The 22606-nt window shown below is 72.1% G+C and carries 18 protein-coding genes; 15 read left to right on the top strand and 3 right to left on the bottom strand.

The annotated features are described in order from the left end of the window. Positions 1–44: 44 nt before the first annotated feature. The 3 genes from OG432_RS05025 (at position 45) to OG432_RS05015 (ending at position 2836) form a co-directional block, all read left to right on the top strand. On the top strand, positions 45–647 hold the full coding sequence (locus tag OG432_RS05025; protein WP_328308127.1) for a hypothetical protein: 603 nt from the start codon (positions 45–47) through the stop codon (positions 645–647). 114 nt (positions 648–761) lie between these two features. Further along, positions 762–1535 (top strand): alpha/beta fold hydrolase, encoded by a 774-nt coding sequence (locus tag OG432_RS05020; RefSeq protein ID WP_328308125.1) that lies wholly within the window; start codon positions 762–764, stop codon positions 1533–1535. A gap of 32 nt (positions 1536–1567) precedes the next feature. Next, a complete protein-coding gene (locus OG432_RS05015) occupies positions 1568–2836 on the top strand; it encodes a cytochrome P450 (RefSeq protein WP_328308123.1) in 1269 nt (422 codons plus the stop codon). On the opposite strand, the gene OG432_RS05010 is transcribed toward OG432_RS05015, so the two are convergent. Beyond that, positions 2833–3576: a hypothetical protein gene (locus tag OG432_RS05010; protein ID WP_328308120.1), complete on the bottom strand. Its 744-nt coding sequence runs from the start codon at positions 3574–3576 to the stop codon at positions 2833–2835. The two genes, OG432_RS05015 and OG432_RS05010, sit on opposite strands and share 4 nt — an antisense overlap. 104 nt (positions 3577–3680) lie before the next feature. Between OG432_RS05010 and ggt the strand changes: the two genes are divergently transcribed. The 9 genes from ggt to hydA all read left to right on the top strand — a co-directional run bounded on the left by ggt (position 3681) and on the right by hydA (position 13037). Continuing rightward, positions 3681–5498, top strand: coding sequence for a gamma-glutamyltransferase (gene ggt / locus OG432_RS05005; RefSeq protein ID WP_328308118.1), 1818 nt, complete (start codon positions 3681–3683; stop codon positions 5496–5498). A 155-nt stretch (positions 5499–5653) separates the two neighbouring features. Further along, on the top strand, positions 5654–6427 hold the full coding sequence (locus tag OG432_RS05000; RefSeq protein ID WP_328308114.1) for a glycoside hydrolase family 75 protein: 774 nt from the start codon (positions 5654–5656) through the stop codon (positions 6425–6427). Between the two features lie 183 nt (positions 6428–6610). Next, positions 6611–6871: a helix-turn-helix domain-containing protein gene (locus tag OG432_RS04995; RefSeq protein ID WP_267057243.1), complete on the top strand. Its 261-nt coding sequence runs from the start codon at positions 6611–6613 to the stop codon at positions 6869–6871. Continuing rightward, entirely contained in the window at positions 6868–7383 is a 516-nt protein-coding gene (locus OG432_RS04990; protein WP_443058340.1) for an NUDIX hydrolase, read from the top strand. The genes OG432_RS04995 and OG432_RS04990 overlap by 4 nt, the downstream gene beginning before the upstream one ends. Before the next feature lie 75 nt (positions 7384–7458). Beyond that, positions 7459–8769 (top strand): alginate lyase family protein, encoded by a 1311-nt coding sequence (locus tag OG432_RS04985; RefSeq protein ID WP_328308109.1) that lies wholly within the window; start codon positions 7459–7461, stop codon positions 8767–8769. Between the two features lie 46 nt (positions 8770–8815). Next, a complete protein-coding gene (locus OG432_RS04980) occupies positions 8816–9355 on the top strand; it encodes an HAD family hydrolase (RefSeq protein WP_328308107.1) in 540 nt (179 codons plus the stop codon). 135 nt (positions 9356–9490) lie between these two features. Then, positions 9491–10333 (top strand): nitrilase-related carbon-nitrogen hydrolase, encoded by an 843-nt coding sequence (locus OG432_RS04975; RefSeq protein WP_328308105.1) that lies wholly within the window; start codon positions 9491–9493, stop codon positions 10331–10333. Continuing rightward, positions 10330–11613 carry an aspartate aminotransferase family protein gene (locus OG432_RS04970; protein ID WP_328308103.1) on the top strand — a complete coding sequence of 428 codons (1284 nt, stop codon included), beginning with the start codon at positions 10330–10332 and terminating at the stop codon, positions 11611–11613. The genes OG432_RS04975 and OG432_RS04970 overlap by 4 nt, the downstream gene beginning before the upstream one ends. Positions 11614–11645: 32 nt before the next feature. Then, positions 11646–13037: a dihydropyrimidinase gene (gene hydA, locus OG432_RS04965; protein WP_328308101.1), complete on the top strand. Its 1392-nt coding sequence runs from the start codon at positions 11646–11648 to the stop codon at positions 13035–13037. Between the two features lie 18 nt (positions 13038–13055). Here hydA and OG432_RS04960 read toward each other — a convergent pair whose 3' ends face one another. Next, the gene (locus OG432_RS04960) at positions 13056–15113 is read right to left on the bottom strand and encodes a PIG-L family deacetylase (protein ID WP_328308099.1); all 2058 of its coding nucleotides are present in this window, start codon (positions 15111–15113) and stop codon (positions 13056–13058) included. A gap of 47 nt (positions 15114–15160) precedes the next feature. Then, positions 15161–16861: a stealth family protein gene (locus tag OG432_RS04955; RefSeq protein WP_328315000.1), complete on the bottom strand. Its 1701-nt coding sequence runs from the start codon at positions 16859–16861 to the stop codon at positions 15161–15163. 503 nt (positions 16862–17364) lie between these two features. Between OG432_RS04955 and OG432_RS04950 the strand changes: the two genes are divergently transcribed. The 3 genes from OG432_RS04950 (at position 17365) to OG432_RS04940 (ending at position 22518) form a co-directional block, all read left to right on the top strand. Continuing rightward, the gene (locus OG432_RS04950; RefSeq protein WP_328308097.1) at positions 17365–18366 is read left to right on the top strand and encodes a hypothetical protein; all 1002 of its coding nucleotides are present in this window, start codon (positions 17365–17367) and stop codon (positions 18364–18366) included. After that, a complete protein-coding gene (locus OG432_RS04945) occupies positions 18363–21200 on the top strand; it encodes a stealth conserved region 3 domain-containing protein (protein ID WP_328308095.1) in 2838 nt (945 codons plus the stop codon). The genes OG432_RS04950 and OG432_RS04945 overlap by 4 nt, the downstream gene beginning before the upstream one ends. Before the next feature lie 319 nt (positions 21201–21519). Then, on the top strand, positions 21520–22518 hold the full coding sequence (locus tag OG432_RS04940) for a TIGR03842 family LLM class F420-dependent oxidoreductase (RefSeq protein WP_328308093.1): 999 nt from the start codon (positions 21520–21522) through the stop codon (positions 22516–22518). Positions 22519–22606: the final 88 nt, after the last annotated feature.

Raw genomic sequence — 22606 nt, 5'->3', positions numbered from 1 at the left:
GTAACACTCTGGCGCGGGGGCCGCCGACGGACCAAGCTCTGCGTGTGGACAATTCAGCCAGCCCCATACAGCCCGCGGCCGACCCGATCGTCCTGCCGCTGCGGCGCCCCCTGATCTGGGTCCCGCTCGCCTCGATCGCGGTGGCCGTGGTCTGGTGGCTCGCGGTCGCCGCCGTCTTCGACGGTCCCAACGGCGACGTCGCCGGCCCGGTGATGGCCGTCGCGGGCGTGGTCCTGCTGGGTGTCGCCGCCGTCTTCGTGGGCTACCTGCTGCGCCCGCTGCGCATCGACGTGGACGCCGACACGCTCACCGTGCGGCTGCCGACCTGGCTGGCCGGACGCATCGACTGGGACGACGTCGGCGCCGTGAGCGCCATCGCCCTGCGGACCGGCCCCAAGGTGCGCCGCTTCCTCGTCGTGGACCTGCGCTCGCCCGCGCTTCCCTACGTCAGCCGCCCCCGGTCCATGTACCGGCGCCTGGCGCCCGTGCTCGGGCGGCCCGCGGGCGCGCACGGCCTCTGCTTCGAGGAGCAGCTCTTCGCCTTCGACGCGGCCGCCGCCCTCGAAGAGGTGCGGCGACTGGCCCCGGCGGAGGTCGCCGTCGACGACCGTACGGCGCAACCCGTGCGCAGTCCCTGGCAGTTCTGACCGGCTTCTTGCCTCGCGGCAGGGCGACCGCCACCGTGTACGCGTACGTCCCGCACGCCGACAGCACCACCGCGGGCCGTACGCCGACGACCGCCGTCCGGAATCGGAGTACCCATGGCCGGATTCACGCTGCCCCACACCCTCCACGGCGACGGACCGCACCGGGTCGTCGCCGTGCACGGCTGGCTCGCCGACCGCGGCGACTTCGCCGCGGTCCTCCCCGACCTGGACGCCGCCGTCTTCACCTACGCCTTCGTCGACCTGCGCGGCTACGGCGAGGCGCGGGACGCCGCCGGCGCGTTCACCACCAGCGAGGGCGCCGGCGACATACTGGCGCTCGCCGACCGGCTGGGCTGGCACCGCTTCTCGCTGATCGGCCACTCGATGGGCGGCGCCGTCGTCCAGCGCGTCCTGGCCGCCGCCCCCGACCGGGTGCGCCGCATGGTCGGCATATCGCCCGTCCCGGCGAGCGGCATGCCCATGGACGAGGCGACGCGGGCGCTGTTCACCGCGGCCGCCGAGCGGCCCGCCAAGCGCCGGGCCATCATCGACCTCACCACCGGCGGCAACCGCCCCGACGCCTGGCTCGACCGCATGACCTGGCGCTCGGTGGAACGCAGCGACCCCAAGGCGTTCCGCGCCTGGCTCGACTCCTGGGCGGGCGAGGACTTCCACGAGGAGACCGAGGGCTCCCCGGTGCCCGCCCTCGCGGTGGCCGGCGCGCTCGACCCGGCGATCAACGCCGCCTTCCTGCGCGGGACATGGATGCGCTGGTACCCCGCGGGCCAGCTCGTCGAACTGCCCCACGCCGGACACCACGCCATGGACGAGGCGCCGCTCGACCTCATCCGCACCGTCGAGGACTTCCTGCGGGCCGACCATGTCTGAGGCCACGCGTCCGACCATGTCCGAGGCCACGCGTGACGAATGACGCACCCGATGTCTTCGACCCGCGCCTGTATGCCGCGGGACCGCCGTACGCCGCCTACCGCGAGCTGCGCGACCACCTGCCCGTCGCGTGGCAGGCGGAGCCCGAGGTGCTCGGCTGGCCGGCCGGGCCCGGCTTCTGGGCGGTGACCCGCCACGCCGACGTCGTACGCGTCCTCAAGGACGCCGGCAGCTACTCCTCCGCGCTCGGCGCCACCCAGATCCGCGACCCCGACCCCGCGGACCTGCCGTTCATCCGCCGCATGATGCTCAACCAGGACCCCCGCACGGGCCCCGGCGCCGACGACCCGGCGCACCAGGACCACGGCAGGCTGCGCCGCCTGGTGAGCCGCGCCTTCACACCGGGCCGCATCGAACGCTTCGAGGCACTGGCCCGCGAACGGGCCCGCGCCCTGCTCACCGCGGCCCGCGACGGCGCCGAGGACGGCGTGTGCGATCTGGTCGCCGACGTCACCGACGACTACGCGCTGCTCAACCTCACCGACCTGCTGGGCGTCCCGCCGGGCGACCGGGGCCTCCTGCTCGAATGGACCGAACGCGTCATCGCCTACCAGGACCCGGACGAGCCCCGGGTCACCGGCGACGACGGGCGGCCCGTCAACCCGCGCTCGCCCGCGATGCTCGCCGAGATGTTCGCGTACGCCCGGCAACTCGCCGCGTACAAGCGGGAGCGGCCGGGCGACGACATCATGACCTCGCTCGCCCACGGCGAACTCGGCGGCGCCGAACTGGAGATGTTCTTCTTCCTGCTGACCGTGGCGGGCAACGACACCGTGCGCGGCGCGGCGCCCGGAGGGCTGCTGGCTCTCGCGCAACATCCCTCCCAGCGCGCCGTGTTGATGAATCATCAGGTCGCGGTGGACACCGCCGTCGAGGAACTCCTGCGGTGGCATCCGCCGGTGCTGAGCTTCCGGCGCACCGCCGTGCGGGACACCGAACTCGCGGGGCGGCGGATCGCGGCCGGGGACAAGGTCGTCGTCTTCCACGCCTCCGCCAACCACGACGAACGCGTCTTCAGCGACCCGCACCGCCTGGACCTCACCCGCGCACCGAACCCGCACGTCTCCTTCGGCGACGGCCCGCACGTATGCCTCGGCGCACACTTCGCCCGGCTGCAACTGAGGGTGCTGCACGAGGAGGCGCTGCGCGTCCTGCCCCGCACCGAACTCGCGGCCGCGCCCCGGCGCCTGGTGTCCAACTTCATCAACGGCATCAAGTCGCTGCATCTGAGGGTGAGTTAGCCGGCGGCCCGGTGCGAGGTGCGGACCGCGGGGGCGGGCTCCTGGGCGGCCCGCGTCACATCGGCGACGAGCTCCACCACGTCGGGCCCGTACGCCTGCGAGTTGACGACTTTGAGGAGCAGACAGAACGAGCCGCTGCCGTACTTGCGGGCGAGCTTCTCGGCGTTGCGCGCCAGATAGCGGGTGGCGGCCTGGTTGGTGATCGCGGACTGACCGCAGAACAGGAACACCGGGCGGGAGTCCTGCCCGGGGGTGACCCGGGCCAGGAGCACATGTTCGACGACGCCGTTCTCCAGCCGGTAGCGCTCGGAGCCGATCTGGAAGGTGCCCCGGTCGGGGCTCGGTTCGGCGTCCACGTTCATCTTCACGCCCGGCAGCAGCGAGACGAGGTGGGCGGCCATCCGCCGGTTCGAGTACGGCCCGCCGAGACAGAACTCGGTGCGCTCGCCGAAGCCCTGCTGGGCGAGGTCGTGCTGGATGATCCGGGCGTGCGCCCCGCAGTCCTTGATGAGCGAGGAGAGTTCGAGGAGGGCGAACACGTCGAAGCGGTGCACCGAGCCCTCGTGCGTGGCGGCGCGGTTGACGACCAGCAGACATTCGGAGTGGTCCGGCAGCCCGAAGAACGCCTGCTTGCGGCGGAGCCTGCGCTTCCAGAGGTAGGTACGGGCGAGCCAGCCGAAGGCGGCGCTTATGCCCGCGGCCACCACGCCGAGGACGATGTTGCGTACGTCGTCATTCATGGGCGCGCATGTTAGCGGGAGTTCGCCCCCGCGTTCGACGTGCTCATGACGTCACCGCCGGGACAGCGTTACGCTGCGCGGACGTTCGCCAACGGGAGGTCTGCATGCGTCGTCCTGCTGTCCGCACCCTGTCCCTCCTCGCCGCGGCGGCCGCGGTCGCCGCCTCGGTCGCCGCGGCCCCGCCCACGACGGCCGCGCCGCCCGGCGGCCGAACACCGGCCAAGGTCCCGGAGGCGGTCGGCTACGGGGGAGCGGTGTCGAGCGTGGACGCCGACGCGTCCGCCGCCGGTCTCCAGGTCCTCAAGAACGGCGGCAACGCGGTGGACGCGGCCGTCGCCACCGCCGCCGCGCTCGGCGTCACCGAGCCGTACTCGTCGGGGATCGGCGGGGGCGGCTTCTTCGTCTACTACGACGCGAAGTCCCGCTCCGTGCACACCGTCGACGGCCGCGAGACGGCCCCCACGTCGGCCACCTCCTCGCTCTTCCTGGAGAACGGCAAGCCGCTGCCCTTCGCGGACGCGGTGACCAGCGGGCTCAGCGTCGGAACGCCGGGCACCGCCGCCACCTGGGACAGGGCCCTGCACGCCTGGGGAAGCGAGTCCCTGAGCACGCTCCTGAAGCCCGCGGAACGGCTCGCGCGCGACGGCTTCACCGTCGACGACACCTTCCGCTCCCAGACCAAGGACAACCAGGCCCGCTTCGCGGACTTCCCCGACACCGCCAGGCTGTTCCTGCCCGGCGGGCAGCTCCCGGTGGTCGGCTCGACCTTCAAGAACCCCGATCTGGCGCGCACCTACGAGGAGTTGGGCCGCAAGGGCGTCGGCGCCGTCTACCGGGGCGACCTCGGCAGGGACATCGTCCGTACGGTGCGCAATCCGCCCGTCGACCCCGCCTCCACCCGTGCGGTGCGCCCCGGTGACCTGAGCGAGAAGGACCTCCGGGCCTACGGGGCCAAGTACCAGGCGCCCACCGAGGTGAACTACCGCGGGCTCGACGTGTACGGCATGGCCCCGTCGAGCTCCGGCGGCACGACCGTCGGCGAGGCGCTCAACATCCTGGAGCGCACCGACCTGTCGAAGGCGTCGGACGTGCAGTTCCTCCACCACTACATCGAGGCGAGCCGCATCGCGTTCGCGGACCGGGGCCGCTGGGTCGGTGACGCCGCGTTCGAGAACGTACCGACCAAGGGTCTGCTCTCGCAGCGCTTCGCCGACTCGCGGGCCTGCCTGATCAAGGACGACGCGGCCTTGACCAGCCCCCTCGCCCCCGGCGACCCGCGCCACCCGACGGCGTGCGGGACCTCGGGCACCGCGGCCCCGACCACGTACGAGGGCGACAACACCACCCACCTCACGGTGGCCGACAAGTGGGGCAACGTCGTCGCGTACACGCTGACCATCGAGCAGACCGGCGGCAGCGCCATGACCGTGCCCGGCCGCGGCTTCCTGCTGAACAACGAGCTGACCGACTTCTCCTTCGCCCCGGCCAGCCCCGCGGTCCACGACCCGAACCTGCCCGGCCCCGGCAAGCGGCCGCGCTCCTCCATCTCGCCGACGATCGTGCTCGACCGGCAGCACAAGCCGGTGCTCGCGCTCGGTTCGCCGGGCGGGGCGACCATCATCACCACCGTCCTCCAGACGCTCGTCAACCACCTGGACCGGGGCATGCCGCTCGTCGACGCGATCGCGGCGCCGCGCGCCAGCCAGCGCAACGCGGCCCGGACCGAGCTGGAACCCGCCCTCTACAACAGCCCGCTGCGGGCCCGCCTCGAAGCGCTCGGCCACTCCTTCACGCTCAATCCGGAGATCGGCGCGGCGACCGGAGTGCAGCGCCTGCCGGACGGGCGCTGGCTCGCCGCCGCCGAGACGGTGCGGCGGGGCGGCGGGTCGGCCCTCGTGGTCCATCCGAGTGGAAAGCGGTAACTCCCTTCCACGGCACTCAGGAGGCCCGTGGCCCCCGGCTGAACCGCCGGGGGCCACGGGCCTCGCGCCGCGGAGGCGATCGACGCCGTCACCACCAGGAGGCGCACACGGCGCACAACGGGTAAAGCACCTTTCCTGACAGAAGGGTTTTCTCCGTGCGCTCCAGAACGCTCGCCCTCGCCGCCGCCGGCGCCGCCCTGCTCGCCACGACTCTGCCCGCCACCGCGCAGGGCGCCACCGTCCCCGGCGCACCCGTTCCCGGCGCCGCCGCCGCCCGCGCGTCCGCCGCCCGCATGTCCGTCGCGGGCCCGCCCGCCGCCGGCGCACCCGCCTCGGCGCCCGAAGGCACGGTCGGCGCGGCCGAACTCCTCGCCAAGGTGACGAGCTGCGACCAGATCTCCCACGGCAGGTACCGCACGGACGCCGGCGCCCCGCCGACCGTGCCGGTCTGCGGCGCGAACGGAGCCGTGTTCTGGAAGGCGGACCTGGACATCGACTGCGACGGCCGCCGCGGCAGGCTCTGCAACAAGAGGACCGACCCGTGGTTCCAGCCCGACACCCGCTTCCACCAGAGCGACGACAGGCCGCTCGACGCGGAGAAGCTGCCCTACGTCGTGGTGCCCAACCCCAGCCCCGTCTGGGACTACCGTGCGGCCGGCATCGAGGGGGGCGGGGTCGCCGCCGTCATCCACGGCGACAAGGTCGTGTACGCCGTGGTCGGTGACACCGGTCCCGCCTCCTCCATCGGAGAGGCGTCGTACGCCACCGCCAAGGCGCTCGGCATCAACCCCAGCCCGAGGTCGGGCGGCGCCGAATCCGACGTCACGTACATCCTGTTCAAGGGCGCCCAGGCCGAGCCGATCGAGGACCACGGGGCCGCGGTGGCCCTCGGTGACACGCTGGCCCAGCGGTTCCTGGCCAACAACTGACGATCCGTCACCTCCGCGGGGCCGGGCAGACCCGCGGGCGTCGCCCGCCGCCGCTCCGTGCCCCGGTGTCCCGCGTCCCCGCGCCCGGCCCGCGCGGAGGGGCCCGGCGCACCTCCGAGGGGCGGGGAAGGTGCATTTTCACGTGCCGCCATGCCGCCGTGGCGCCGGGGCTAGAATCGGCGCATGGTCCGCACCCCACTCACCCCCGAAGAGCGTGCACGCGGCGAACGGCTCGGCCGGTTGCTGCGCTCGGCCCGTGGGGACCGCAGCATGCCGGAGATCGCGGCCGCGGCGGGCCTCTCCGCCGAGACCCTCCGCAAGATCGAGACGGGCCGGGCCCCTACCCCCGCCTTCTTCACCGTGGCGGCGCTCGCCTCCGTCCTCGGCCTGTCCATGGACGAGATCGTGTCCGACTGCGCTCCGCCGCCCGCCGTCGCCGCGTGAGCGTTCCGGGTGCCCGTAGGCCAAGAGCGGCGGCCCGCACGGTCGTGAGGGATCCGCTGGGCGCGGTGTTCCTGCTGCGGTACGACAACGAAGAGGTCGGCCCGCACTGGGCCCTTCCGGGTGGCGGCCTCGATCCGGGGGAGTCCCCGCGCGAGGGTGCCCGTCGCGAGCTGCGCGAGGAGACCGGCTGGGCGGAGCTCGAACCGGGCCCGCTGCTGTGCACCTGGACCCACGACTTCACCCGCGCCGGGGTGCCCGTGCGCCAGCACGAGCACGTCTACCTGGCCGAGGCCCGGGTGCCCCGGCGGGAGCCGACGCCCGAGGCCACGGCCGGCCATCGCGCGGAGGGCATCCTCGGCACCCGTTGGTGGACCCCGGACGAGCTGGCGCGCACGGCGGAGCAGATCTGGCCGCCCGGCCTCGGCGCACTGCTCGACGCCTGGTCTCCCGGCGCCGCCCCCGCCGACCTGGGGTACGTCGCCGTCGGCACCGTGTCGCACCCGGCCCGCTGATCCCGCAACGCCGCGGCCTGCCTGTTCGGCGCAACAGATCCTGCGCCAGGGTGTGCACCGGGCGACCGTAGGAGCGTGTTCACTCCGTCACAGAGCCGTCCCCGCGCCGGACGGCGCCGCCGCCCGCCGCGGACGGCCGTCGTCGCCGCGGTCGGCGCGCTGGCGCTGCTCGCCGCCTGTGCCCCCGCACCCCGCGTGTCCACCGCCTCCGCCGTGGGCCGCGCGGACCCCTCGACGCTGGTCTTCCACCACCCCGGCGTGGTCGTCGGCCGGAGCCAGCTCGACACCGTGCGCGAGAAGGTGCGGGCCGGCCAGGAGCCGTGGCACTCCGCGTACGAGAAGATGAAGGCGAGCCGCTACGGCTCGCTGCGCTACACCCCGCACCCCGTCGAGACGGTGCCGTGCCCGCCCAACGCCGGGCCGCCCGCCTGCGTCTCCGAGCGCGAGGACGCCATCGCCGCGTACACGCAGGCGCTGCTGTGGACGGTGAACGGCAACGAGGCGCACGCGAGGAAGGCCGTCGAGATCATGGACGGCTGGGCGCAGGTGATGAAGCGGCACACCGAGGGCAACGCGGACCTCCAGACCGCCTGGGCGGGTTCGACCTGGGCGCGGGCCGCCGACATCGTGCACGCGGGGTATCCGCAGTGGCGGGCGCCGGCGGTGCAGCGATTCAAGTGGATGCTGCGCAAGGCGTATCTGCCCGCAGTGAGCGCCAAGGTCCCCGACTACAACGGGAACTGGGAACTCGCGATGACGGACGCGGCGATCGGCATCGCCGTGTTCGTCGAGGACCACCAGGTGTTCAAGGACGCCCTGGAGCGCTACCGCGCCCGCGTCCCCGCCTACTTCTACCTCGCCTCGGACGGCGCCCTGCCCAAGCCGCCACCCGGCGGCTCCATGATCACCCCGGACAAGCTGGCGACGTACTGGTTCGGACAGCGCACCTACCAGGACGGGCTCGGCCAGGAGACGTGCCGCAACTTCATGCACGTCGGCTACTCCCTGGCCGCCTCCGCCCACGTCGCGGAGACGGCCTGGCAGCAGGGCATCGACCTGTACGGGCCCACGGCCGAACGGCTGAAGGCGGCGCTCGAATTCCACGCGCACTACCAGCTGGGCGCCAAGGCTCCGGCCTGGCTCTGCGCGGGCAGGATCGACCGGTCCCTCGGCCCCGACGTCGAGGTGCTGCTCAACCACCTCCAGAACCGGCTGCACATGACACTGCCCGAGACGCGCAGGCTGGCGCAGCAGCAGCGCCCGAGCGGCACCGACGACCTCTTCGTCGCCTGGGAGACGCTCACCCATGCGCAGAACCCGGGCGCGGCGGTCCAGGCGCAGACGGCCCGCGGGGCGGAATTCCGGACGAGTTCAACAGAACGTTGAAAATTGGGGATTGAGCCGCCCGTCCAGGTGGGCATGGTCCCTGGCAATGGACACGACCACCCGCGCCCGCCCGGAGCGCCGCCCCCAGGTGCCCGCCGCCGTCGTCTTCTTCGACGTGGAGGGCACCCTCCTCGCCGCCCCCGACCTGGCCTCGCTCGCCGCGCCGCTCGGCCGGCTCTGGCACCCGCCGGTCCTCGCCGCACTGCACGGCCACGCCGCGCTCGGGCACCTCGTCGTGCTGGTCACCCGCGCGAGCGCCGCCGCTCTCGCGCCGATAACCCACGACCTCGCGCCCGACGCCGTGCTGTGCTCCCGCCCCGGAGCCCCCATGACCGGCCAGGGCAAGGGGTACGCGGCCCGAGCCCTGCTGCGCGACCGCCGCGTGCCGGCCGCCCGCTGCTACGCCTACGCGGACGAGGCCGCGGACCTGCCGCTCCTCGCCGAGGTCGGACACCCCGTGGTGGTGGGCGACGACCCGGTGCTCCTGCGCCACGCCCGGCGCGGCAACTGGGGCCGCCTTCCGGGGCCGGGCGCCGAACGAGGTGACACCGTGTCAGGTACGGGGAATCCGTCCCTTCCCGGTTGATCTGGGGCACCGCAATCGGCCTCGCCGAAGCCGCGATGGTCTTGCCACGGTGCGTAACGCGCCTTACGGTCGCATCCACACACGGATCTACGCGTGTGGATTTGGCTGGCTGACAACCCGTCGAAGGAGCAGCTCATGGCCAACGTCGTGCGCGCCGCACTGGTTCAGGCGACCTGGACCGGCGACACCGAATCCATGATCGCCAAACACGAGGCGCACGCCCGCGAGGCGGCCCGGCAGGGTGCGAAGATCATCGGCTTCCAGGAGGTCTTCAACGCCCCGTACTTCTGCCAGGTCCAGGAGGCGGAGCACTACCGCTGGGCCGAGCCCGTCCCCGACGGCCCCACCGTCACCCGGATGAGGGAACTCGCCCGCGAGACCGGCATGGTGATCGTCGTCCCCGTCTTCGAGATCGAGGGCGAGGGCTTCTACTACAACACCGCGGCCGTCATCGACGCCGACGGCAGCTACCTCGGCAAGTACCGCAAGCACCACATCCCCCAGGTCAAGGGCTTCTGGGAGAAGTACTACTTCAAGCCGGGCAACCTGGGCTGGCCGGTCTTCGACACGGCCGTCGGCAAGGTCGGCGTATACATCTGCTACGACCGGCACTTCCCCGAAGGATGGCGCCAACTCGGCCTCAACGGAGCCCAGTTGGTGTACAACCCCTCCGCCACCTCACGCGGTCTCTCCGGCTACCTGTGGCAGCTGGAACAGCCCGCGTCGGCCGTCGCCAACGAGTACTTCATCGCCGCCATCAACCGCGTCGGCATCGAGGAGTACGGCGACAACGACTTCTACGGGACCAGCTACTTCGTGGACCCGCGCGGCCAGTTCGTCGGCGAGGTGGCCAGCGACAAGGAGGAGGAACTCCTGGTCAGGGACCTCGACTTCGGCCTCATCGAGCAGGTCCGCCAGCAGTGGGCGTTCTACCGCGACCGCCGCCCCGACGCCTACGAAGGGCTGGTGAAGCCGTGACCCGCAGCCTGCACGAGCGCCACCGGGCCGTCCTGCCCGACTGGCTCGCGCTCTACTACCGCGAGCCCATCGAGATCACCCACGGCGAGGGCCGCCACGTCTGGGACGCCGGCGGAAAGAAGTACCTCGACTTCTTCGGCGGCATCCTCACCACGATGACCGCCCACGCCCTGCCCGAAGTGACCAAGGCGGTCGCCGAACAGGCCGGCCGGATCATCCACTCCTCGACCCTCTACCTCGACCGTCCGATGGTCGAACTCGCCGAGCGTATCGCCCAGTTGTCCGGAATCCCGGACGCGCGGGTCTTCTTCACCACCTCCGGCACCGAGGCCAACGACACCGCCCTGCTGCTCGCGACCGCCTACCGGGGCTCCAACCAGATCCTCGCGATGCGCAACAGCTACCACGGGCGCTCCTTCAGCGCGGTCGGGATCACCGGCAACCACGGCTGGTCCCCGACCAGCCTCTCGCCGCTCCAGACGCTGTACGTGCACGGAGGCGTCCGCGCCCGCGGCCCCTACGCCCATCTCGGCGACGCCCAGTTCATCCAGGCGTGCGTCGCCGACCTCGAAGACCTGCTCGGCCACACCCGCAACGTGGCCGCGCTGATCGCCGAACCCATCCAGGGCGTCGGCGGGTTCACCTCACCGCCCGACGGCCTGTACGCCGCGTTCCGCGAGGTCTTGAACCGGCACGGCATCCTGTGGATCACCGACGAGGTGCAGACCGGCTGGGGCCGCACCGGCGACCACTTCTGGGGCTGGCAGGCACACGCCCAGAACGGGCCGCCCGACCTCCTCACCTTCGCCAAGGGCATCGGCAACGGCATGTCCATCGGCGGTGTCGTCGCCCGCGCCGAGGTCATGAACTGCCTGGACAGCAACTCGATCTCCACCTTCGGCGGCTCGCCGGTCACCATGGCCGCCGGCCTCGCCAACCTCGGCCACCTCCTCGAACACGACCTCCAGGGCAACGCCCGGCGCGTCGGCGGCCTGCTCATCGAGCGGCTGCGGGCGATCTGCGCCCAGCTCCCCGCCGTCCGCGAGGTCCGCGGCCGCGGCCTCATGGCCGGCATCGAACTGGTGCGGCCCGGCACCGACGAGGCCGATCCCGAGGCGGCGGCAGCGGTCCTCGAAGCCGCCCGCGAAGGCGGCCTCCTCATCGGCAAGGGCGGCGGCCACGACACCAGCGTGCTGCGCATCGCGCCGCCCCTCTCCCTCACCGTCGCGGAGGCCGAGGAAGGCGCGGCGATCCTGGAACGAGCCCTGCACAGCGTGTAGTTCGAGCAGTGCGAGAAGGAGACACGAGGAGCATGACCCGCACACTGATCACGGGCGGCCTGGTCATCACGGCAGCCGAGGAAATCCACGCCGACGTACTGATCGAGGGCGGCAGGATCGTGGCGCTCGCCGCGGCGGGCAGCCAGCAGTGGAGCGCGGACCGCGTCATCGACGCCTCCGACACGTACGTCATCCCGGGCGGCGTCGACGCGCACACCCACATGGAGATGCCGTTCGGCGGGACCTTCGCCTCCGACACCTTCGAGACGGGCACACGGGCCGCGGCTTGGGGCGGCACGACGACGATCGTCGACTTCGCGGTGCAGTCGGTGGGCCGGTCGCTCGCCGAGGGCTTCGACGCGTGGATGGCCAAGGCGAACGGCACGTGCGCGATCGACTACGGCTTCCACATGATCGTCTCCGATGTGAACGACTCGACGCTGAAGGAGATGGACAGCCTGGTCGCCCAAGGGGTGACCTCGTTCAAGCTGTTCACGGCCTACCCGGGGGTCTTCTACAGCGACGACGGCCAGATCCTGCGCGCGATGCAGAAGGCGTCCGGCAACGGCGGCCTCATCATGATGCACGCGGAGAACGGCCTCGCCATCGACGTCCTGGTCCAGCAGGCCCTGGCGCGCGGCGAGACCGATCCGCGCCACCACGGGGAGGTGCGCAAGGTCCTCCTGGAGGCGGAGGCCACCCACCGGGTGATCCAGCTCGCCCGGGTGGCCGGAGCCCCCCTGTACGTCGTCCACGTCTCGGCCGACGAGGCGCTCGCGGAGATCGTGACGGCGCGCGACAAGGGCCTGCCGGTCTTCGGCGAGACGTGCCCGCAGTACCTCTTCCTGTCCACCGACAACCTCGCGGAGCCCGACTTCGAGGGAGCCAAGTACGTCTGCTCCACGCCGCTGCGCCCCCGCGAGCACCAGCAGGCCCTCTGGCGCGGCCTGCGCACCGACGACCTCCAGGTCGTCTCCACCGACCACTGCCCCTTCTGCTTCACCGGCCAGAAGGAACGCGGCCGCGGCGACTTCTCGAAGATCCCCAACGGCCTGCCCGGGGTGGAGAACCGCATGGACCTCCTCCACCAGGGCGTGGTGGACGGGCACATCACCCGCCGGCGCTGGATCGAGATCGCCTGCGCCGCCCCGGCCCGGATGTTCGGCCTGTACGGCAGGAAGGGCACGATCGCCCCCGGGGCCGACGCCGACGTGGTCATCTACGACCCCGCCGCCGAACAGACGCTCTCGGCCTCGACCCACCACATGAACGTCGACTACTCCGCCTACGAGGGCAAACGCGTCCGCGGCAAGGTGCGCACCGTCCTGTCCCGCGGCGAAGTGATTATCGACAACGGCCGCTACACCGGCCGCGCGGGCCACGGGGCGTTCCTGCCGCGCGGGACGACGCAGTACCTCGGGTAGCCGGAGCGGCGCCGCCGGTCAGCGGGCCGAGGACGTGGACACGGGTGCGGTCCGCAGGGTGGCTTCGGACGTCAGGTGCGCCAGGACGGGGTGTCCCGCCGCGTCCGCGACCAGTGCCTGTACGCCCGCGACCCGACCGGGATCGGTGGACCAGCGCGCCTGGGTGCCAGAACGCCACAGCGCCGTACTGGTGGTGCCCTCGTCGTTGCGCGCGGCCAGCAGGATCGCGTCGTCCTGGGCGAGCAGGGCCAACGGCCCGTAGCCGCGGGCCGGCAGGTCAAGCCGCTCGGGCCGCCAGTCGCGCGCACCGGGCGCGAGACTGCCGGCGACGATGCGGCTGGTCCTGGCCTCGCGGTAGGCGAGGGCGATGCCGCCATCGGGACGCAGGACGGCGGCGGGCGGATCCGCGGGAGCGGGCAGGCTCGCCTGCGCCACGGTGAAGGGGCCGCCGGGTTCGCGCTGCGACCAGTGGTGGACCGCGTCGTGGCCGCAGGCCACAACGTGGATGCGGCCCTCGTGGTCGGTGAGTGCGCTGAGCCCTTCCTGGACCTCTGCGCCGCCGAGGTCCCGCCACGGCGTCCACTGGCCGTCGGGCCGCTGCCGGCGCATGGAGACGCCCATGGCCCAGTTGCGCGCGAACAGCACCGGCCACCCCGCACCGTCCCGGGTGACGACGGGGGAGCCGACGCGGCGGCCCCGGTCCGCGTCCGCCTCGGGGTTGCCGAGGGTGGACCAGGCGCCGAAGGGGCCGTCGGGGGCGCGCTGTTCGGTGACCACGATCTCCCGGCGGTTGTCCCGGCGGGCGGGGCCGAGGGAGGCCACCCGCGCGGCGAACAGCTGCCAGCGTCCGTCATGCGTCAGGAACGCGGTCATGCCCGGCAGCAGCCGCTCGGTGCCGAGCGGCCGGGGGACGCCCCACCGGCCGCTGCTCCGGGCGGTCTCACGCCACATGACGGCCTGGCCACCGAGCACCGCGAACGCGGTCGTCCGGCCGCCCGCGTCGAGGCGCAGCGCGGGGGCGGCGGGGTAGCGCAAGGTGGTGCGCTGGAGCCAGCCGGTCGTGTACGAGCGGTCCTTGCCGACGTCGTAGTCGCCGCATCCCGCCACGAAGTCGCAGCTGCCGGGGGAGCCGCCGTAGGCGTTGAGCACGTCGGCCTTCGCCCGGACGAGACCGGCGGGCAGGTTCTGCGGCCAGCGCTCGTTGCCGTAGCCGCGATAGGACACCACCGTGTACGGGCGGTCCTTGCCCGGACCCCGGTAGTTCTCCAGCGCCGCCAGGGTGAACAGCGCCGTCGCCGTGTGGTCGGGATGGTCGGAGTACCCGGGCTGGTCGTGATGGGTGCGGTGCGAGGCGTCGTGCACCTGCATGTCCGGGTCCGGGTCCATGGTCCGCACCAGTGTGGGCTTGTAGGTGTCGAGCAGGTGGGTGAGGGCCGCGATCACACCGGCGCGGGTGACCGGGTGCGAAACCTGGACGGGGGAGCCGGTGCTGACGAGGGTGCTGCTCAGCATGGACGGGTCCGCCCAGAGCTGGGTGAGTCCCTTGCTCCGGCCCGAGCCGTACGAGGTGTGCTGACGCAGCCCCAGGAAGATCAGCTGAATGCCCGGATGGCCGACGAGGGTGTCGACCTCGACCTGGGTGCCGTCCGGTAACGCCACGGCCTCGGTCCTCCATGCGGTGTGCGCCTGGCCGTCGGCCATGAACGCGTACCCCTGGCGCAGGCCCTGCCTTCGCGCTCCCGCATAGGCGGCGACGTCCCGCTCGGGCGGGGTCCTGCTTCCGGGGACCTTGTTGAGGCCGCCGGTCTCGCCGCAGTTGAGGTAGACGCTCACGAGCTGGTCGTTGGCGTCGATCGACTGCGCCAGCTCCGGGTTCATGAAGTACAGGTCGTCGTCGGGGTGCGCGACGATCTGCATCACCCTGCCGCCGCTCTGTCCGTCCAGATCGGCAGGTGTGGCGGCGCGGGATCCGCGGGCGGGCTCGTCCGGGCTCGCGCTGCAGGCCGTGGCGCCGAGCGCGACAAGGCCGGCCACGACGGTGCGCCGGGTGGGCAGGAAGGAGGACATCGGGTGCATGGGAGCGTCCAGGGCGGGGGTTGCTGGAGTGGCCGGCCGGGCCTGGGTCACCGGGCCCGCTCGAACCTGCTCGCCACCGGGAAGTAGGCCTCGAGGAACGTCCGTATCAGACGGTCGCTCCGTGCGAAGTCGGCCTCGTCCGACGTGGTGTCGTTCAGGCAGAACACGTCCTTGTCGCGGTCGCGCAGCAGCCGGTCCAGCTGGCTGGGCGTGTGCGGGTGGGCGACGTCCCGGTACACGTAGCGCAGATCGCCGGGGACCGCGCGGCGCGTGTGGAAGGCGTGGTAGTGGTACAGCGACGAGGGGATGGCGATGTCGTCACTGCTGCGGAACCGGTGGGAGGCCGTGGTGGCGTGCTGCTCGGCGAACTCCGTCTCGATCTCGTCCAGGACGCTGCGGCTCAGCGCGTGCGGCATGTGGCGCATCTTCGCGACGGGGGTCGTTCCGAAGCGCTGCTGTATCAGGGTGCGGTTGTTCTTTCCCGCGGCCGCGACGGGGACGTCGTCGGCGGACAGCGGGCCGAGCGGCACCAGCGCGGGCGAAGGGAAGAACCTGGTCAGGCCGTTGGCGACGAAGAAGTCACCGGGCGCTGTCTCGGAGCCGAGGAAGACGTCGTCGTTGAAGTAGAGGAAGTGCTCCGACAGACCGTCGATGTGATGCAGCTGACTCTCGATGGCGTGCGAGTTGAACGTCGGCAGCACACCGGGGTCGCTGAAGATGTCGCGGTGCGAGACCACCTTGATGCCCGGGGCCGAGGTGTCCAGCCAGGCCGGGGTCTGGTCGTCGGTGACGATGTAGATGGTGCGGATCCACGGCGCGTACATGTCCAGGGAGCGCAGCGAGTAGCGCAGCTCGTCGTGGTCGGCGTAGCGCGCGGCGTTGGCCGCCTCGGCGTGATAGGTGGCTCCCGAGAAGCGCGAACGGCGCTCCAGCCAGGCGGGGTCGGATCCGTCGACCCAGGTGTAGACCGCGTCCACGGGGAAGGTGACGTCGCGCGGCAGGACCGTGGTGAACTCCTCCCGGGTACGGACCGTCAGGAGGGCGCGGTCACGGGTGCCGTAGCGGGCGGTGAAGGTCTCGACCGGAACCTCGACGGCCCCGGCCACCGCGGGCACGGACTCCGCTATGGAGTTGCGCCGCGGCGCCGTAAGACGGTCGCCTTCGGCGGCCCAGAACTCGATGTCGCAGCCGTGCTCGGCGCCCAGGACCAACTGGCGGCCGGGGTCGGTGTGATAGGCGAAGACGCGTACCACGTCGGCGTGGGAGAACCGCTGCCAGCTCGCGGACCGGGATCCCGCCAGGACCCGCCCGCTCTCCGCCGACGCGGTCAGGTACCCGGGGTGCGAGCCGCAGCGAGCGCTCAGGGCGAGCAGCGCGGCGGAGCGGTCGGCTTGGGAGACGGCGACCGCGGTGGCCGAGCGGTCCTGGCGGCGTATGCAGAAGTAGTCGATGCCCGCGCCGGACAGCGCCTCGGTGACGAAGGCCAGATTGGCGCGCCGCGCCGTCTCGGGCGACAGTCGCGGCTGGGGCAGGGCGAGCCGCAGCCGTCCCTCGGCCGTGACGACGGTGGCACCGGACCGGGCGATCACGGCGCGGTGGGTGGCCGTGAACGCGGAGGACCGCATCTGGACCGCCTGGAGGGCGGCCGACGCGGCGCCGATGCGCTGCTTGACCCTGCGGCGCTGTGCGGGCGAGAAGCGCCGGGCGATGGCCTTGCGGCCCTGGACCGGAAGCACCTTGCGGTACATGGAGACCAGGCCGGACGCCTCGGCGCTTGGCCTGACCGTCCCGTGCACCACTTGGACGCCGAACGCGTCTGGCTGTTCCACCACGCCTGCCCCCCGGCGACGGGCCCCGGTCGTAGATACTTCTTGGGCCTTCGTCATGTCTTTTTCTGTCTCCGTGTAAAAAACGTCCCTGGGGGACGGCAGCCACGCGAGTCCCCACCGGCGCGACGAAGCAACTGAACCAGGGATTCTCATGCCAATCCCATGTGAATCCCATGTGAAGTTAACATGTGGGTCCTGGCCGGTCGGTAAAGCCTCAGGAAACCTGAGGTGTCCCGCCGCCGGAACCCACGCGTCCTCAGTGAGATACGTCTCCATGGCGCAATACAGGAGTGAATAAATCGCTCCGAGGTTCCATCCGGCCGGAAACGGCCACGGGGGTGGGCGAGCCGGTGCCGGCTCGTGCAGGGGGGCGTACCTCACACCGAGGGTCGCAGGTTGAGAGATGTGGAGAACGGAGCGTCATGGGTGAACCCCTTTTGTCCCACGCGGTGCGCGCCGCGAAGTGGGCCCGGGGCGCAGCGGTGCGGGCCCGGCGCCGGGCCGAACTGATCGACACGGTGCCCGCGCTCGGCGCTCGGGCACGCTCCGGGCCGCCGCTACGCCCGGTCCACCTGTCGCTCCTGGGCGGCCGCACGCTCAACGTCGCCCTGCCCTGCCCCGCGCCCGTCGCCGACACGGCCGAGGTGCGGCTGCACCTGGAGTCGCACGGCCGGGTCGAGCAGTTGCCCCTGGAACGGGAACCGCAGCCCGACGGCGGTACGTTGCTCACCCTGACGACGTCCCTGCGGCACGCCCGCCACGACGCGCCCACCACGCACGGCCCCCGCCTCGACGACGGCCTGTGGCGCATGAGCCTGGTGGCCGTCGACCACCAGGGGCGAATACGCCGCACCCCGATCGCCGCGCTCCACGAAGCGGTGTCGGACGGACCCACGCTGCGCACGCCCCCGGACCCCGCCACCGGGGTGCACTACCGCGTGGTCCGCACCCTCGACGGCCACGCCATGGTCAAGGTCTCCGCGCCGCGCCGCCAGGCCGAGCTGACCAAGCTCGAACTGAAGTGGGACCGGATCACCGTGAGCGGCCGCCTCCTCGCGGTGCGTGCCTCCGCCCCCCGCTACACGGCCGAGGCCGTACGGCGCGGCGTGGGCGGCACCCCGCTGACCGTGCGCACCCACTGGCAGGGCCCGGAGTTCACCTTCGAGCTGCCGCTCGCCGAGATGAGCCGCGGAGGCCGCGGGCAGCGCATGTGGGACATCCGGCTGACCTCCGGAACCACCCACCTCAAGATCGCGCGCCGGCTCACCGACGTACGCAACCCCAAGCGGGTCTTCCGCACGCCCTTCCGCAGCATCGCCCTGGAGGACGGCACCGTGCTGCGCGTGCACGCCCATCTCTCGGCAGCCGGCACCCTCGCCGTCAGCTGCACCCCCTTCGTCACACCCGAGGACGCCAACCGATGAAGATCACTTTCCTGCTCACCTGGGGCGACGAGATGGGCGGCACCGAGATGGCCGTCTATACCCAGGCCACCCATCTGATGCCCCGTCATCAGGTGGAAGTGATCAGCGTCTTCAAGACCCGCTCCGAGCCGTTCTTCGAGGCCGGCCGCGGCGTCCCGCGCCGCTATCTCGTGGACCGCACCGGCTCCTACGGGCGGCCCGTGCGCTCCCACGACCTGGCCGAGCAGGACTGCCGCACCCTGGCGTCCCTGCCGAGCGAGCTCATCAAGCCGTCCTGGGAGTCCACCTTCGACCGGCTCTCCGACATCGAGATGACCGCCGCGCTCGGCTCGCTCGACACCGACGTGCTCATCACCACCACGCCCGCCCTGATGGCCGCCGCCGCCATCCTGGCGCCCAGCCGGGTGATCACGGTCCACCAGGAGCACCGGGCCTCCCAGCTGCGCGGCGTGTCCGGCGAGCCCCTGCTGGTCTTCGCGCCCCGCATCGATGCCCTCGTCTCCCTGACCGGCCGCACCAACGACTGGTTCGCCGACAGCCTCGGGGCGGCCGCCCCGGAACTCATAGCGATCCCCAACGCCGTGCCGGACGGCTTCCGCCCCCGCTCCGACCTCGACAGCAAGGCCATCGTCCTTGCCGCCCGCATGACCCCGGAGAAGCAGCTCGACCACGCCGTCGAGGCCTTCGCCTCGATCGCCGACGACCACCCCGGGTGGACCATGCGGATCTTCGGCGACGGCCCGCAGGAGGTGAACCTGCGCCGCCTGGTCGACGGCCTGTCCCTGCACGACCGCGTGCACCTGCTCGGCCGCTCCGCCCAGATGGAGGAGGAGTGGGCCAAGGCGGCACTCGCCGTGCTGCCCTCCCGCAACGAGGCCTTCCCCCTGGTGCTCCTGGAGGTCTTCGCGGCGGGCGTCCCCGTCGTCGCGTACGACATCGTCACCGGCCCCGCCGAGATCATCCGCCACGGCGTGGACGGGCTGCTCGTGCCCGACGCCGACAAGGACTCCCTCGCCGCGTCCATGGCGAAGCTGATGGAGGACGAGGACACCCGGCGCGCCTATGGCGCGGCCGCCCGCACCGGCGTGCGCGAACGCTTCGGCGCCGCGGAGATCACGGCCCGCTGGGAGGAGCTCTTCACGCGCCTCGTGGCCCGGCGCGACGACCCGAAGCGCCTGGCCGAGCGCGCCGACCGGACCGCCCGGCGCATCGCGGCCGGCGGCACCCGCAGCTTCAACGTCAGCGCCCCCGTCACCGGCCTCGCCGACTCCGCCGACGAGCAGAAGGCGCGCGAAGTCCTGCTCCAGGCACAGGACCGCACCGGCACCGTGGTGCGCACCGCCGGCCGCCTCGCCGAGGTCCGCGACGACATCCTGGCCCCCCGCATGGCCGAGTGGAACCTCGAACTGGCCACCGCCGCCCTCGACGCCCACCGGATCCCGTACCTGCTGCTGCGTGACGCCGGCACCGCCCACCGGATCGCCGTCGAGGTCGAGCGCAGGCCCGAGACCCTGGCGGCCCTGGCCACCGAACTCCACGGCAAGCCCGTGTACGCCGAGCTCATCGCGCCCAGCGGGGCGGCCCCCGGCGCCTGGCTCGCCGAGCGGCTGCGCGACGCCGGCGACGTGGCGGGCGTACGCGTCTTCAAGCCGGTCACCACGACCAGCCGCACCCTGCGCTACGGCCCCGCCTTCGGCTGCACCGTCGAGTTCTGGGAAACCAGCGCCGAGGACGACGAGTTCCCCGGCTGGCGCAAGGCCCCGCGCGGCTCGACCCTGATCGGCCCGCGCCTCCCCGACCTGGAGGCCGACGCCACCTTGCGGGTGGGGGAGCGCGAGCACCCCACCGCCAAGGCGTTCACCGGACGCCTCATGAACGACATCGACTTCCCCATCGACGTCGTCTACACCTGGGTCGACGACACCGACCCGGCCTGGCAGCAGCGGCGCGACGCCGCGCGCGCGGCGGCCGGCATCACCACCGCCGGCGGCGCGGACCACGGCGACGTACGCTTCCGCAACCGTGACGAACTGCGCTACTCCCTGCGCTCGCTCGCCATGTACGCGCCCTGGGTGCGCACCATCCACCTGGTCACCGACGACCAGGTGCCCGCCTGGCTCGACACCAGCGACCCGCGCATCAACGTGGTCAGCCACCGTGAGATCTTCGGCGACCCGAGCTGGCTGCCGACCTTCAACTCCCATGCCATCGAAAGCCAGTTGCACCGTATCGAGGGCCTGTCGGAGCACTTCCTCTACCTCAACGACGACGTGTTCATCGGCCGGCCGCTCACCGCGCAGTCCTTCTTCGACAGCAACGGCAACGCCCACCACTTCCGTTCGCCGACCGCGGTTCCGCCGAACGAACTCTCCGACGACGAAGAGGGCTACTTCGCGGCGGCGAAGAACAACAGGGCGCTCCTTGAGGGGATGTTCGGCCGCACCGCCACGCACAGCTTCCTGCACGCCCCGCACCCGCTGCGGCGCAGCGTCCTGGCCGAGATCGGCGAGAAGTTCCCGGAGCAGATCGCGGCCACGGCCGCGAGCCGCTTCCGCGCCTCCTCCGACCTGTCCGTGACGTCGTCCCTGCACCACCACTACGGATATCTGACGGGACGCTCCACCCCCTCGACGATCTCCTGCACCTACGTCAACGTGGGCAATCCCCAGCACCACACGGTCCTGAGCCGTCTGCTGGCCACCCGCAACCGCGCCGTCTTCTGCATCGGTGAATCGGCCAACGCGGAGGTCTCGGTCCAGGAGCAGGACCGCACCCTGCGCGCCTTCCTCGCGGCCTACTACCCCGTGCCCTCGCCCTTCGAGCAGGCACACTGACGCGACGGGCCCCGAGGTGGGGCGAGGGGGCGGCGTGCGAACGCCGCCCCCTCTCGCGTACGGTCGCGCGCCCATCGGCACACCCCCGCGCGCACCGTCGACCCGAAGCCGACTGCGCCAGACGCATGACGGCGCCGTGGCGTCGGTCCTGCGGCGGGCAGCGGGCGCACCCGGTCGTGAAGACTGTCCCGAGGAGCGGCGGACACGCGGAGAAGCCCTCTTGCGAAGCCCCCGCAAGGAGTCCAGGATTATCCCTCCTCGGACCGCCGCCGAGGCAGCCGGCCTGCAAGGTCAGGCACCGTGGACCGCTAGGAGCACCATGGATTTCGGACTTGTCCTGCAGACCGATCCGCCCGCCTCGGCCGTCGTCGGCCTGATGCGGCGTGCCGAACGCAACGGCTTCCGCTACGGCTGGACCTTCGACTCGTCGGTGCTCTGGCAGGAGCCGTTCGTCATCTACAGCCGCATCCTGGAACACACCACCAAACTGACCGTCGGCCCCATGGTCACCAACCCCGGCACCCGCACCTGGGAGGTGACCGCCTCCACCTTCGCCACCCTCAACGACATGTACGGCAACCGCACGGTCTGCGGCATCGGGCGCGGCGACTCCGCGATGCGGGTGGCCGGCCGCAAGCCCAACACCCTGGCCAGGCTCGGCGAGGCGATCGGCGTCATCCGCGACCTCGCCGAGGGCCGCGAGTCCGAGGTCGACGGTCAGCCCCTGCGGCTGCCGTGGGTCAAGGACGGCAAGCTGCCCGTCTGGATGGCGGCGTACGGGCCGAAGGCGCTCGCGCTCGCCGGGCAGAAGGCCGACGGGTTCATTCTGCAGCTCGCCGATCCCTTCCTCACCGAATGGATGGTGAAGGCGGTGCGCAAGGCCGCCGCCGACGCGGGCCGCGACCCGGATTCGATCACGATCTGTGTCGCCGCGCCCGCCTACGTCGGCGACGACGTGGCCCACGCCCGCGAGCAGTGCCGCTGGTTCGGCGGCATGGTCGGCAACCATGTCGCCGACCTGGTGTCCCGCTACGGCGAACACTCCGGTCTCGTGCCCGAGGCACTCACCGCGTACATCAAGCAGCGCCAGGGCTACGACTACAGCCACCACGGCCGGACCGGAAACCCCGACACCGCCTTCGTGCCCGACGAGATCGTGGACCGTTTCTGCCTGCTCGGCCCGGTCGAGGCGCACATCGAGAAACTGAAGGCGCTGCGCGAACTCGGTGTCGACCAGTTCGCCGTGTACGCCATGCACGACGCCCGCGAGGCCGTCATCGACGCCTACGGCGAGCAGGTCATCCCCGCCCTGACCTGACCTGACCCCCGCCCTGACCTGACCCCGCCTCGCGCCGCCCCTCGGCGCGCCCCGTCAATTCCCTTACCCTCAGGGCCCGTTATGCCGC

The organism is Streptomyces sp. NBC_00442 (genome assembly GCF_036014195.1).
GTDB lineage: Bacteria > Actinomycetota > Actinomycetes > Streptomycetales > Streptomycetaceae > Streptomyces.
Note: the sequence above shows the minus strand (reverse complement) of the source record. Positions and strands in the feature narration are given on the sequence as shown.

Excerpts from the sequence above, each read along its gene's own strand:
- OG432_RS05020 (WP_328308125.1), top strand. The coding sequence starts at position 762 with ATGGCCGGATTCACGCTGCCCCACACCCTCCACGGCGACGGACCGCAC.
- OG432_RS05010 (WP_328308120.1), bottom strand. The coding sequence starts at position 3,576 with ATGAATGACGACGTACGCAACATCGTCCTCGGCGTGGTGGCCGCGGGC.
- ggt (WP_328308118.1), top strand. The coding sequence starts at position 3,681 with ATGCGTCGTCCTGCTGTCCGCACCCTGTCCCTCCTCGCCGCGGCGGCC.
- OG432_RS04995 (WP_267057243.1), top strand. The coding sequence starts at position 6,611 with ATGGTCCGCACCCCACTCACCCCCGAAGAGCGTGCACGCGGCGAACGG.
- OG432_RS04980 (WP_328308107.1), top strand. The coding sequence starts at position 8,816 with ATGGACACGACCACCCGCGCCCGCCCGGAGCGCCGCCCCCAGGTGCCC.
- OG432_RS04975 (WP_328308105.1), top strand. The coding sequence starts at position 9,491 with ATGGCCAACGTCGTGCGCGCCGCACTGGTTCAGGCGACCTGGACCGGC.
- hydA (WP_328308101.1), top strand. The coding sequence starts at position 11,646 with ATGACCCGCACACTGATCACGGGCGGCCTGGTCATCACGGCAGCCGAG.
- OG432_RS04960 (WP_328308099.1), bottom strand. The coding sequence starts at position 15,113 with ATGCACCCGATGTCCTCCTTCCTGCCCACCCGGCGCACCGTCGTGGCC.
- OG432_RS04955 (WP_328315000.1), bottom strand. The coding sequence starts at position 16,861 with ATGTACCGCAAGGTGCTTCCGGTCCAGGGCCGCAAGGCCATCGCCCGG.
- OG432_RS04950 (WP_328308097.1), top strand. The coding sequence starts at position 17,365 with ATGGGTGAACCCCTTTTGTCCCACGCGGTGCGCGCCGCGAAGTGGGCC.
- OG432_RS04945 (WP_328308095.1), top strand. The coding sequence starts at position 18,363 with ATGAAGATCACTTTCCTGCTCACCTGGGGCGACGAGATGGGCGGCACC.
- OG432_RS04940 (WP_328308093.1), top strand. The coding sequence starts at position 21,520 with ATGGATTTCGGACTTGTCCTGCAGACCGATCCGCCCGCCTCGGCCGTC.